General features: G+C 36.6%; 6 protein-coding genes. All 6 read left to right on the forward strand.

The genetic code is table 11. The features are described from left to right. Positions 1–450 precede the first annotated feature (450 nt). A complete protein-coding gene (locus KO529_RS04805; RefSeq protein WP_215946761.1) occupies positions 451–3,558 on the forward strand; it encodes a SusC/RagA family TonB-linked outer membrane protein in 3,108 nt (1,035 codons plus the stop codon). 18 nt (positions 3,559–3,576) lie between these two features. After that, positions 3,577–5,328, forward strand: coding sequence for a RagB/SusD family nutrient uptake outer membrane protein (locus KO529_RS04810; protein WP_215946762.1), 1,752 nt, complete (start codon positions 3,577–3,579; stop codon positions 5,326–5,328). A 410-nt stretch (positions 5,329–5,738) separates the two neighbouring features. Continuing rightward, the gene (locus tag KO529_RS04815) at positions 5,739–7,853 is read left to right on the forward strand and encodes a DUF6259 domain-containing protein (RefSeq protein ID WP_215946763.1); all 2,115 of its coding nucleotides are present in this window, start codon (positions 5,739–5,741) and stop codon (positions 7,851–7,853) included. Between the two features lie 101 nt (positions 7,854–7,954). Continuing rightward, the gene (locus tag KO529_RS04820) at positions 7,955–9,913 is read left to right on the forward strand and encodes a beta-N-acetylhexosaminidase (protein WP_215946764.1); all 1,959 of its coding nucleotides are present in this window, start codon (positions 7,955–7,957) and stop codon (positions 9,911–9,913) included. 36 nt (positions 9,914–9,949) lie between these two features. After that, positions 9,950–11,908 carry a beta-N-acetylhexosaminidase gene (locus KO529_RS04825; protein WP_215946765.1) on the forward strand — a complete coding sequence of 653 codons (1,959 nt, stop codon included), beginning with the start codon at positions 9,950–9,952 and terminating at the stop codon, positions 11,906–11,908. A 77-nt stretch (positions 11,909–11,985) separates the two neighbouring features. Beyond that, positions 11,986–14,217 (forward strand): hypothetical protein, encoded by a 2,232-nt coding sequence (locus KO529_RS04830; protein WP_215946766.1) that lies wholly within the window; start codon positions 11,986–11,988, stop codon positions 14,215–14,217. Positions 14,218–14,248: the final 31 nt, after the last annotated feature.

Here is a 14,248-nt window from a genome sequence, read left to right on the forward strand (position 1 = left end):
AGGGTAATATGTTACCAGCAAAGGGTTTATTAAAAGCGCCTTGGATTCAAGATTAATATCAATTCTAGATTTCATATTGCTAATTATCCTAATTTATTGGCCGATTACAATTTATTTTTAAAAAACAATAAAAAAGTTTGCGGAATTCATAATTTAATATATATATTTGACACCACACCACACCACAACCTAGGTCATGTAAGTTATTTTTGGCATCAATCGTATGATTACAATATTAAAAACTAAAAAAATATAAAAAGTAAATAGTAATGCCATTAAGTCAATTATATATGAAAACCCTTAATTTTATTTCAGTCTCATGTTTGTTTTTGCCTCCTTGATTTCTAAAATCGGTAACATTGAATTTTCCAAATCGGGTTATAATAATTTTACACCACACCACACTATAATTATTAAATTAAAATCGTTTTAAACCAAAATTTGCCAATTATGAAAAAAATCAATCTTTACTTGCTTTACGACAAGTTTCATTATAATCGCAAAACATCAATTGCTCTAGTTTTATTTGGGCTCTTATTTTGCATAAATACGTCTGCACAACATTTGGTAAATGGCAATGTGGTTGACTTAAATGGAACACCTCTTCCTGGTGCGAATGTTGTTGAAAAGGGAACTGTTAATGGTGTTACCGCTGACTTTGATGGCCAATTTAGCATTGAGGTAGCAGATAAAAATGCCATACTTATTATTTCTTATGTAGGATTTTCAACAAATGAAATGCCATTGATGGGAAAATCCAGCATTTCCGTAAATATGGTGGAGGATGCTGACGGCCTTGATGAAGTGGTGGTAGTTGGATATGGAACGGTAAAAAAGGCTGATTTAACTGGTTCAGTTTCTTCTGTTGATGGAGATGATCTTTCACGCAATAAGTCATCGTTAAAAATAACGGATGCTATGCAAGGGTCTATGGCAGGGGTTACAGTTTCCAATGACAATGCTGTTCCTGGATCTGTTGGCTCTATTAGGGTAAGAGGGGTAACAACTATAGGTGATAGTAATCCTTTGATAATTATTGACGGTGTTCCAGGAAGTCTTTCTAATATACGATCGACTGATATTGAAAGCATTTCTGTTTTGAAGGATGCGGCCGCTGCCTCCATTTATGGTTCAAAAGCTGCAGCTGGGGTTGTTGTAATTACGACCAAAAGGGCAAAATCTGGGGAGCTAAGCTTTTCCTATGATGCTGTATCTGGTTATAGTAGGCCAACAAGATTACCTACATATTCAGGTGCAACAAGGTATATGGAAATGGTCAATGAATTAATTTGGAATGATGCCGGTAATGTAGGGACAGAATATCCCAGATTTGCTCAAGAATATATTGAGAATTATGAATCACTAAATGCTTCTAATCCAAATTTATATCCAGATTCGGATTGGAATGATTATGTAAATGACTTTGCCCTTCGTCAAAGTCATACAATAAGTTTTTCGGCAGGCCAGAATAAGGTTTCTACACGAGGTTCAGTGTCCTATGACTCTGAAGAGCCTGTTATGGGTAGTAACCCGTATAAACAAATTACTGCGAGAGTTAATAATGATATAGTTTTTAATAAGAAATTGACGGCTCACCTTGATATTCAATACATGAATTCTAATGTCAAACGTCCGCAGAATACTATTACTGCATCTCTTTTGGCGAATGAGCCAACGGAGATTGCATATTGGTCCGATGGAAGAGTGGCCAATTACAGAAATGGGGAGAATTATATAGCAAGAGCATTAAGCGGTGGTACAAATGAAATTTGGACTAATGAAGTTAGTGGAAGACTTGCCCTTGATTTTACTCCTATTGATGGGTTGAAAATTTCTGGGATAGTCGCTCCTAACTTAGATTTTTATAAGAGTAAGGATCATTTTTTGGCACTTCCAATGACCACTTGGGAAGATCCAAGTATAATTACGGGATATGTTAATGGTGTTCAAAAAACAAGTCTTAGTGAGCAGAGAAATGATAGTTATAGATTAACTACGCAGTTATTGATCAATTATTCCAAAGCATTTGGAAATCATTCGTTGAATGCACTGGGAGGTTATGAAAATTTCACTTCATTTAACGAGCAGCTTAGTGCTTCTAGGCAGCAATACGATCTTGATAATTTTCCGTATTTAGATCTAGGTCCTATCGATTTAAGAGATAATTCGGGAACTGCTTGGGAATATGCCAGTAGATCGTATTTTGGAAGGATTGATTATAACTACAAATCTAAATACCTAATTCAGGCGAATGCCCGATATGATGGATCTGCCCGTTTTGGTAAGGGGCATAGATGGGGTTTATTTCCATCTCTTTCAGCTGGCTGGGTAGTTTCGGAAGAATCTTTCTTGAAAGACTTTACACCTATATCATTTTTAAAGTTTAGGGCATCCTGGGGAACCTTGGGAAATGAAAGAATTGGGAATTATCCTTATCAGGCAACCCTTGCATTTACCAATGCCTTATTCTATAATGGATCAAATGTATCAGCGAGCCAAGCGGCTTATGTCCCAAGATTTGTTGTTCCGGATATTTCATGGGAAACAACTCGTACAGTTAATTTTGGTATTGACGCTAGTTTTTTAGATAACAAATTGTCTATAGTCGCTGATTATTATAAGAAAAAAACGAGTGACATGTTACTACCCTTAGAGATACCCGATTATATTGGGTTGGATAATCCTAATCAGAATACTGGTTTAATGGATACAAAAGGATGGGATTTGGCTATAAGTTATAATAATAATATTGGTGATTTTTATTATAAATTTTCTGGTAATGTTTCTGATTCTAGAACCAGAATGGGAGATTTGGGTGGGACCCAATTCCTTGGAGATCTGGTGAAATATGAAGGAAGTGAATTTGATGAATGGTTCGGGTATAAAGCTGAAGGCCTGTACCAAACAGCGGATGAAGTGGCCAATTCGGCAACAATTAATAATAGAGTTCAACCTGGTGATGTCAAATATACCGATATTAGTGGTCCAGATGGCATACCAGATGGAGTTATATCACCAGAATATGATAAAGTATTATTAGGTGGTTCCTTACCTCGATTTGAATATGGTGGAAATCTTTTTTTAAGATATAAAAATTTTGATTTTAATTTGGTTGTCTATGGCATTGGACAACAAAACAAATATTTGAACACTTTGGTAGTTGAAGGTGTTAGGGGTGGAGCATTGGGATCACCTGCTTTTGTTGACGGAAATTATTGGAGTACATATAACTCACCTGAGGAGAATGCAAATGCTTTTTATCCAAGATTATCTTCGGTAGCTGCGGGAGGAACAAATAGGAATAATGGGAATAATTATGTTACATCTGATTACTGGTTGATCAATGGCGGTTTTCTTCGAGTGAAAAACCTCGTTTTAGGTTGGTCATTACCTGATTCAATTATTGAAAAGCTGAAGATTCAAGATTTCAGAATTTATGGAAACGTAACTAATCCTTTTTCCATTGATAAATTCCCCGAGGGTTGGGATCCTCAGTTTTCGTCATCTGGATATTTTGTTACAAAATCTTTTGCATTGGGTATTTCTATAAAACTTTAAATATAAAAATTTTGCGATATGAAAAGTATAATTAATAAAATAAATGGAGCTTTATTAATAGTTTTTCTATTAATGGGGTGCGATGATAGTTCTCTTGATCTAAATCCTTTGGCGGAGGTTTCAAGTGAAACTTGGTTTTTAAGTGATCAGGAAGTTGAAACATCATTGAATTATTTGTTCGATATTAGATTTTGGAATCCCAATCCAGACCCCCTATATTTCGAAGGAGGTGGTTGGCTAGATAGTTTTTCGGATGATTGGGCCAATAGAAACACAGTAACCTCTGTTACCGGGGGTACCATCAATGGTCAAACTTCTTATGTGGAAGATTGGTGGTCTTTTTACTATAAAGGCATTTCCGCTGCGAATCGGTTATTGGAAAACTTAGATTCCCCGAAGTACGAGATTACGGAAGACAAGTTAAACCTTTATAAGGCCAATGCCAGGTTTGTAAGGGCTAGTATGTACTCAAAATTAATATTCTATTGGGGAGATGTTCCCTACATAGATAGTACATTGAGTATTGATGAAGCCTTCGCTATTGGCAGAATTGACAAAATGGATGTTTTGAAAAATATATACGCCGACTACGATTATGCGGTGTCGATATTGCCTGAAACCTATTCTGGCACACAATATGCCACCAAAGGTGCTGCTCTTGCTATGAAATCGCGTATTGCCCTTTACATGGAGGATTGGGTGGCGGCCCGGGATGCAGCAAAGGCATGCATGGATTTAAGCCAGTATGGTCTTTATCCCGATTTCGAAGAACTTTTCCAATCCAAAACCCAAAATTCCATTGAATCCGTTTTTTCTATTGCACAATCGGTGTCTTTGGGTAGTTGGCAAGAAGGAGATTATATGAGACCGGAGAATGCAAGACATGTTTCTCCGCGTAGTAATGGGGGCAATATGTTCGTATGGCCCTCTTGGGATTTGTTTAACTCTTTTCTGTGTGAGGACGGTTTGCCGATTGATGAATCCCCTCTGTACAACCCTCAGAGACCATTTGACAATCGGGACCCTAGATGTACCGCAACGATTATAGAATTTGGAACCCAACATGGAGGGACAATCTATCAACCTCATCCCGATTCACTTCAAACAACAAATTACCTTACCGGGGAACGTGTTCTCAATTCTGATTCTAGAGGAGTTATTCAATGGGCATCGTTCAATGGTATAGGATGGAAAAAAGGATATGATTCAGATTGGTTCGATGATTTTAACGTGGCACCGGAACATCATGTAATACGCTATGCCGATGTTCTGCTTATCTACGCCGAAGCTATGATCGAATTAAATGAAATAGACGCGTCGGTACTTGAGGCGATCAACCGAGTTCGGGCTCGTGCCTATAAAGTAGACTATACCCAAACATCAGATTATCCTGCACTTACTTCTACGGACCAATCACAATTGAGGAGGTCGCTAAGAATTGAAAGGCGGATGGAGTTTGCATGGGAAGGGTTAAGACATGCGGACATTGTTAGGTGGAGATTGGCTGAAAAGGTACTTAATACCAAAAATTATGGTATGATCGATCCACCTGAACAAAGAATAAAAATAATTGAACCAGGGTTATGGTTTTTTCCTGAAACTCCCCCTATTGATGAAGATGGCGTAACCGATTTTACATCGATGTTCAACAAAGGCTATATTAAAATTCTTACCGAAAGGTATTTTGATAAGAATGTCCATTATTTATGGCCAATTCCTTCAAAGGAAATCCTAATTAACCCGAATATGAAACAGAACCCGGGATACTAAGTAAAAAAAGGAGTGCATCTGGTTAAAAATTGCCAGATGCAATCCATTATTAATTTTCTGTCTGAAGATGGTTTTTAGGGTCTAGTGGTAATTCTTTTTTTATATAATAAATTGGTGGTGCTAAATAAATCCGACGTTAAATTTTAATAAAGGCGAGACCTGTAAATTTTCATTGTAGTAATTATTAATATAATTATTTAACTTTTAATTTTTCAAGAATTAATCAGCTCTATTCTTAGTTGCATAATTACAGGTTTTTTAGAGGAAGTTAGAGCAATAGTTTTATCTCCTCCATATTAATGAAAAACGGACTTTAAATAGTTATCCATTTTTAGTAAATGCCTAAGCAAACTTATCAATGCTGTTCGTATGCAAGATATACTAGTGTTAATAATCTAAAAATATTAATTATGCGCATCGGAATTTATATTAACATTCTGATTTTGATAGGTGTTTTATGTACTACAACTTATAATTTATATGCATCTTCCCAAGTACATGAATTGAAAACAACTAATGCCACACTGAGCATTGACCAACAAGGGAACCTCAAGATTTTTGAAACAAAAAGTAAGACCATTATAGTAAATAGCTCTATTTATGATCTGTGGAAAGTCACAATCAAGAATAGTGAGACAGGGGTGGAAAATGAGTTAATACCTGATGAAAGTGTACAGGTAAAAATTATTGAAGGAGTAATACATTTAGTCAAAAATAATTTTTCAATTGATAATAATCAATTGCCTATAAATGTTGATTTCACGATTTCCGTTAAGAACGATGCGTTTAGTTTTTCAGGCTCTTTGAAAAGTAGCCATAAAGATTTCGTAATCAAAGAATTAGCGTATCCGAATCTTGCTGGTTTGAAAACTGGGAATAAGGATTGTGCAATTTATTGGCCGGTAGGCCAAGGTCAACGTTATAAAAGTGCTACTGAGTTTGGTAGTAAAACTTTGAATTATCCCGGTTCAAAGGGAGGGGCTATGCCGTGGTTTTCTATCAATTCCGATGAATCGGCAATATATGTAGGGGGTCACGATTCTGAATTTAAAATGAAAGATATTAATTTAAGCTATTCAAGTGTTGATGAGACTTACATGACATCGTGGCTTTTTCCTATTAATACTACCCAGTATACCGTTCCTGATGTTGTTGTAAAGCCATACAAGGGTAATTGGTATGAGGCGGCCAAGTTTTATAGGGCATGGTATGATCGGAATTTTAACCTAGCAACGGTTTCAAATTGGACAAAAGAAGTGTCTGGTCTTATGCTTACCATTTTGAAGCAGCAAAATGGTAAGGTAATGTGGGAATATAAAGATATGAACGAACTCTGTGATATTGCTGAAAAGAGAAATATTGATTTAATAGGATTGTGGGGCTGGGGAGTAGGAGGACATGATCGTTTGTACCCAGATTACATGCCCGATAATTTACTTGGTGGAGTTCAAGATGTTAAAAAAGCGATTGAAGTAGCCCAAAAGAGAGGGTTTAAAGTAATAGTTTACTCGAATGGAACACTCATTGATTCATCTACCGATTATTATCTTAATAACGGCATTGAGACGATAAAATTGGAAGAAACGAAGAGAGGTCCCAAGGTAGAGACATACCTCAAATATTCAAATACTACACCAGTAATTCATGTGCAAGCTTGTTATGGCTCTTCTTTATGGAGAAAAACAATGTTAGACCTAGCTTTGAACGCTCAATCTCTCGGTGTTGATGCTTTTTACATTGACCAAGTGGCGGTTCGTAGCGCCTCAATGTGCTACTCTACGCATCATGATCATAAATTACCTCAGGAGGCAGATGCTCAATATAAGGTTAAAATGATGAGCGATATTCGAAATAAATTAAAAGAAATAGACCCCGAGTTTAGCATTATTACAGAAGGAATTTCAGATCATTTACTAGGTGATGTTGATGTATTTCATTCGTTAAGCCTTCACAGTCAGCCTAATGGATTTCCCGAATTATTAAGGTATACATTTCCCGAAGTTAAAGTGTTAAATGTAAATTCAAGTCCTGCGCTGAGTAGAACTGTTGCAAACTACGATGCTTTATATGGTTTTATGCACGAGATAATGATTAGATATATGCCAGATGTTGAATATTTGAAATCTGGAGCTATACCAAGTAAGGAAAGTTATACAAGCAACCATGTTAATTACTACCCACAAATTAATACGATGACCGAGGATTCAGCTGAAGAAACTGCATCCTATGCTCATGATTTAATAAAATTCCAAAAGGACAACGCTTCATTTCTTAAGGAAGGTAAGTTTATTGACGAAGATGGTATAAAATTTTCGGGTAAGGATATTTTGGCCAAAGGGTTTTTAAGTGAAAATAAAGTGGGTGTTATAGTTTGGAACCAGAATATAGAAAATACTAATAAATTTTCGGTTGAGGTTCCGGGTTATCGTTTCGTTAAAGCCACGGCACCTAGAAATTTAAAAGTAAAATTATCGTCTCCTTTAGAATCAAACTCTATTCGACTTCTCATTTACGAAAAAAACTAATAAATGATTTTCTCAATAATTGAAGAAGGCTCTGCGAAGAAAATTATTTCAAGGATAAAGTTCATATTTATCAAATTGTTTTAACTATAAATTAAATTCATATGCTTATTTCAAAAAAAATATATACGAAAAAAAAATTAAGGAGTTTTCTAGAATTTTTTTCAATTATTATTTTGTTGTGCGGTGTGTCATGTGTTGAGATAAATCAAAAAAATGAAATCGAACCTGAAATATCCAAAGTAAATATAATTCCAAAGCCTGTATTATTAAAGAATGAACCAGGTTCTTTTAGGTTGACCTCAGATGTTAATATTTCAGGGAACCCCGAAGTGGATGATATAGTAATAATGTTGTCGGAACAATTATCTGCGGTTGGGCTAAAATTAGATGTAAATAAGTCTAGTTCAGATGGAGTTAGCGAAATTCAGCTAGTTATGAATAAAACGTATGATAGTAAGTTGGGGGATGAAGGCTATAATCTTCAAGTTAAATCAACCGGAATAATTGTTAATGGCAATACACCAGGTGGTATTTTTTATGGTGTACAGTCTTTAATCCAACTTTTGCCTATTGAAATAGATAACAGGGAAATTTCAATACCCTGCGTAAATATAGAGGATTACCCCCGTTTTGCTTGGAGAGGGTTATTATTCGATGCTGCACATTGGTGGTACGAGATGGAAGATCTTAAGAAGTTCATTGACGAAATGGCCAAATACAAATATAATAAATTAACACTTCATCTGACTAACGATCAGGCATGGCGAATAGAGATTAAAGCATTTCCTAAACTGAACGAAATTGGAAGTTGGAGAGTTCCACGAACAGGACGATATCACTCCTTTGAACCGCCTCAAATAGGGGAGAAAGCTACATACGGGGGGTACTATACTCAGGAAGAATTAAAAGAATTGGTAAAATATGCCCAGATAAGGAATGTGACAATTATTCCAAAAATCGAATTACCTGGCCATATGGGAGCACTAATCGCTTCTTATCCTTCAGCATCCTGCACAGGTCTTAAGTATGATGTAAATCCAGGCAGTCCACGAAAATACGGGGAGATACCCTATGAAATGTGTGCTGGTAACGAAAGTAACTTTGAGATGCTTGATAAAATTCTAGACGAGTATGTAGAAATGTTCCCAAGTGAGTACATTCATATCGGTGGTGACGAAGTGAATAAAAGTTTTTGGAAAACATGTTCTAAATGTCATAAAAGGATGGCTGAAGAAAATTTGGAAAATACGGACGAGTTGCAAAGTTATTTTATCCATAGGGTTGAAAAGATGTTAACGGATAAGGGAAGAAAGCTCGTAGGTTGGGATGAAATATTAGAAGGAGGGCTTGCTCCGAGTGCAACTGTAATGAGCTGGAGAGGAGTTAAGGGTGGAATTAAGGCCGCCCAAATGAAGCACGATGTTGTAATGGCACCCAATACGTTCACCTATTTCGATTATAAGCAAACTGATCCTAATATTATTCCGGAGACTTATTCTCGAAGCTTATTGCGTTTGAGTCAAACTTATAACTGGGAACCAGTACCGGAAAGCGTAGATCCTCAATATATTATCGGAGGTCAGGGTCAGCTTTGGACTGAATATATGCCTCATATCAGAGAGATTGAATATATGACCTGGCCAAGAGGGTTAGCTCTTTCAGAAGTACTTTGGTCGCCCAAAATTGAGCGTAATACAGATGAATTTTTAGAACGAGTTGAAGAGCATTTTCCTCGATTTGAGAAGGCACAAGTAAAATATGCCAAAAGTATATATGACCCAATTGTTACACGTTTAAAAACAGAAGAGGGCTCGGTACAACTTCAGTTTTCAACCGAAGTTAAGGATCTTGACATTTATTATACATTCGACGGCACAATTCCTGATAATTTTTCACCAAAATATGAGGGCCAAGCTATTGATATCCCTAAGGGGGCAACCTTATTGGGGGCTGTTACCTTTCGTAACGGTGACCGGGTTGGTAAATGGCTGTCAATTAGTATTAAGGAGCTTCAAAGCCGATTGCCAGTAGATTACACAATTTCTCCTCCGAAATACTAAATATAAATATGGATAATCACTATAAATAAAATGCACATGCTTCTTTTAAACAATTTATATTCTAAAAGGAATTTATGGCAGCTTTTTAAAATATTTTTATTTACTATTTCACTATGTGTAGTATCATGTGCGGAGGTAAATCAAAAAAGTGCAGAAGAATCTGAGTTAATATCTAAATTAAATATAATCCCAAATCCTGCAATAATAAAGAGTGAGCCAGGTTCCTTTAAATTGACCTCGGATGTTAAGATTGTTGCTCTGCCAAGGAATACCGAGATGGATAATAATGTAGTGACGTTATTGCACCAATTATCTGCGGTTGGTGTAAAATTAGATGTAAACAATTTAAGTTCAGACAAAGTAAATGAGATTCAACTTGTTTTGAATAAGGTGTATGATAGTGTGCTTGGAGCTGAAGGTTATGTTCTCGATATTAAACCTTCGAAGGTTAATATCCAAGCCAACAAACCAGCAGGTGTTTTTTATGGTATACAATCATTGATACAACTTTTGCCTAATGGAATTGAGAATAAGGAAGTCTTAATACCCTGTGTTTATATTGAGGACTTTCCAAGGTTTGCTTGGCGTGGATTGCTCATAGACCCTGCACATTATTTTTTGCCTAAAGATGTAGTAATGGAATACATAGATCAGATGGCGAAGTACAAGTACAACATATTGCAATTACACCTAGCCAATGATAATGCATGGCGGATAGAGATTAAAGCATTTCCAAAACTAACGGAAATCGGAAGTTGGAGAGTGCCACGGACCGGTGAATGGCGGACCTTTGAAGAACCTCAGCCTGGAGAAAAGTCTACATACGGTGGTTATTATACCCAGGAAGAATTGAAAGAACTGGTAAAATATGCCCACAAAAGGAATGTTACTATTGTTCCTGGTATTGAAATTCCTGGGCATAGCCTTGCGATGATTGCCTCATATCCGTCGACTTCATGCACAGGAGTTCAATATGATGTTAATCCTGGTAGCCCGATACCAAATGATATGACTACTGCATTATGCGCTGGAAATGAAAGTAACTTTGAAATGCTTGATAAAATTTTAGACGAATATGTGGAGATATTCCCGAGTGAGTATATCCATATTGGAGGGGATGAAGTGAATAAGAAATTCTGGAAAACCTGTCCGAAATGCCAAAAGAGGATGAAGGATGAAAATTTAAGCAATGAAGACGAATTACAAAGTTATTTTATCCATAGGGTTGAAAAGATGTTAACGGATAAGGGAAGAAAGCTCGTAGGTTGGGACGAAATATTGGAAGGAGGGCTTACCCCTGACGCAACAGTAATGAATTGGAGAGGTATGGAAGGCGGAATAAAGGCTGCTCAAATGAAACATGATGTTGTTGTGGCTGATAAATTTTATACATATTTTGATAAAAGGCAAACGGATCCGAAAATAATGCCTATTCCCGCCAACGGTCTAGTTCGTTTGAGCCAGGTATATAAGTTTGAACCTGTACCGGATAATGTAGACCCCAAATATATCCTCGGCGGCCAAGGATGCCTTTGGGGAGAATATATAAGTACCAAAGGCAGGCTGGAATATATGACCTGGCCAAGAGGTTTTGCACTCTCCGAAGTTTTATGGTCGCCAAAAGGTAAACGTGATTTGGATGAATTTATAACACGTGTGGAAGCTCAATTTCCCTCACTTGAGCGTTATCCTATCAATTATAGCAAAAGTATTTATGACCCAATAATTACTCCTGTTAAAAATAAGGATGGTATTATGAAAATAACGTTTTCATCGGATGTCAAAGGTCTTGATTTCTTTTATACGTTAAATGGTACAAGACCTGACGATTTCTCGAATCGGTATAAGCAACAGCCCGTTGATATTCCTAAGGGAGCTTCTCAGGTCTGGGTTGTAAGTTACCGTGATGGAAAACCTTGCGGCGAATCACTTTCAATAAGTATTGACGAATTGCGACGACGTTTAAATACACGTCAATTTATAGATCCCTCCTGAAGTAAGAATACTTAAGTCAAGAGTAAATCATATTTCTCCAATTAGAAAGACGGAACGCCATAATTTAAATAGAAAAGATGAAGATTAAACGAAGAAGCTTTATACATAAAACAGTTACAGGTTCGACTGGTATTTTATTAGGTGGGATGGGAATGTATGCTGGAAGTTGTAGTAATAGTTTTATAGAAAATAACAATATAAACTGTAGTATAATCAATGAAAACGGGGAAGCCAAAGTAAAGATTGAGAATAAAGTCTTTGATCCAATGGCCTTTAGATCTTTCAGTCCAGAACCCTATAATATAAAGGATTTCTATAATTCGGGGGTACGTCTAATGGGCATTCTTCATTCGGGTATGCCCTGTACTTTGGGAGTGCCCTATTCCCAGTATGGCGAGCATTGGATTGGTCCAGGGAAATATGATTTTTCAAAAATCGATGACCAAATGAAGGTTTTCCTTGACAATGCTCCTGAAGCGTATTTTAATATTAAGTTGATGTTAGATACCCGCCCTTGGTATTTGAATGAGAATCCAGGATGCCGCAATAGTTATCGAGAATTAAGCTCAATGGCTGGTAATGAAAATTGGAGAAAGGATGTTGCCAAATATCTCAAGGACGTTATTGGTTATCTAGAGAAAAATTACGGAGATAGAATATATGCATATACACTTATGGCGGGGAGTTCCACGGAATGGTATACCGAGCATAATTACGCTGCTAAATCAAATATATATTACGAATCAGATGGCAGCAAACCACCTCTATTAAAAATTGATATAGACCGAAATTCTTTGAAGGAGGAGGCATATGGAAAATGGTTAAATAAACCAGATGTTAAACTACCCCCACTCGATTCCCTTGAACATACATCTCATGGGGTGTTTAGGGATATTTCTGTACAGAAGGATAAGGAGGGTTTTGATTATTGGCAATTTCAAAGTAAGATTGTTGGTGACGCCGCCTGTTATTTTGCGGAAATTGTTAAGAATATAACTCAGGGTAGAAAACTAACTGGGTTGTTTTATGGATACCTCACCCTATTAACAGGAAGAAGGTCGTTATGTAATGGTCATCTTGGTTTTGAACAGGTTTGGAATTCCCCGCATTTTGATATGATTTATGGTCCATGCCGATACGAGACACGTCAATTGACAGATGCAAGCGGTTATCTTGTTCCTGTAGATTCTGTGACCTTAAGGGGGAAATTGTACTTTCAGGAGATAGACTATCGTTTTGCCGTTGGGGATAAACGGATTCTTGAAAATGGACATGACCTTGGTCGCACCCACACTCCCGAGACACCCATCAATGTATCCAAGAATTGTATCAGACGAGAGTTTGTAAATACACTTGAAAAAAGGACAGGCATGTGGTGGTTCGATTTTTTCGGGTACAATTATATCGATCCGACTTTAATAAATGAAGTAGTGGATACAATGTCCGTGAGAGAAAGGTTAAAGGAGATTGATATAGATAAAATAGCCGAAATAGCCATATTCACGGACACCGAATCACAATTTTACCTGAATCAGGATTCAGATGTCGACGATAAAAATATAGCTAGGCAAATAACTGAATTCTCCTTTTTGGGTGCGCCACATGACTCTTTTACTTTCAGTGACCTTGAAAGAGCTTGTGATAAAAAAAAATACAAACTTATTTTTTTTCTGAACACCTTTAAAATCCCTGAAGATAAGTTGACTTACATTGAAACAAAGCTAAAAAAGGACGGAAGGACTTTAGTGTTTCTATATGCTCCTGGTTATATAACGGATGATGCATTTTCTGTGGATAGAATGGCATCTGTCCTTGAGATGGAAGTAAAATGCGAGATGAAACCAACTAGAAATATTATCATGGGCAAATCACTTAATCAGGAATTGACCGGAACCGCTTTTGGTTATAAAACGGAAGTATCACCTAAATTTAGTGTGGATGATGATAACCTAACCGTTTTTGGGGAGTATGAAGATGGAGGAAATGCATTTGCCCTAAAGCAATTTGAAAACTACAACATGTGTTATGCAGGTTCAGGCACTATTCCTTTCAGAGTATTGCGTGAGTTAGCAAGAAATGCAGGCGTCCATATCTATTATGAAGGTAATGATCCAATATATGTTAATTCGCGTCTGGTTGGAATTCACCATGTGAATGACAAAGATGCAGTTATTCACATGCCATCCGATTGCGGTGGAGAAGTATTATTTGGTGGAGAAAGGATCGTTAGTGCCAACAAAAAATTTCATTTAAATCTTGAATATGGAGAAATGAACGCTATTCTTCTTGATGAAGCTATACGGGTATAATTTATAAAATATGAATGTTATAAAAAATTTA

Source organism: Arenibacter algicola (assembly GCF_018860365.1).
In the GTDB taxonomy this organism is placed as follows: Bacteria; Bacteroidota; Bacteroidia; order Flavobacteriales; family Flavobacteriaceae; genus Arenibacter; species Arenibacter algicola_B.

Coding starts and splice junctions, on each gene's coding strand:
- KO529_RS04805 (WP_215946761.1), top strand. CDS start 451: ATGAAAAAAATCAATCTTTACTTGCTTTACGACAAGTTTCATTATAAT.
- KO529_RS04810 (WP_215946762.1), top strand. CDS start 3,577: ATGAAAAGTATAATTAATAAAATAAATGGAGCTTTATTAATAGTTTTT.
- KO529_RS04815 (WP_215946763.1), top strand. CDS start 5,739: ATGCGCATCGGAATTTATATTAACATTCTGATTTTGATAGGTGTTTTA.
- KO529_RS04820 (WP_215946764.1), top strand. CDS start 7,955: ATGCTTATTTCAAAAAAAATATATACGAAAAAAAAATTAAGGAGTTTT.
- KO529_RS04825 (WP_215946765.1), top strand. CDS start 9,950: ATGCTTCTTTTAAACAATTTATATTCTAAAAGGAATTTATGGCAGCTT.
- KO529_RS04830 (WP_215946766.1), top strand. CDS start 11,986: ATGAAGATTAAACGAAGAAGCTTTATACATAAAACAGTTACAGGTTCG.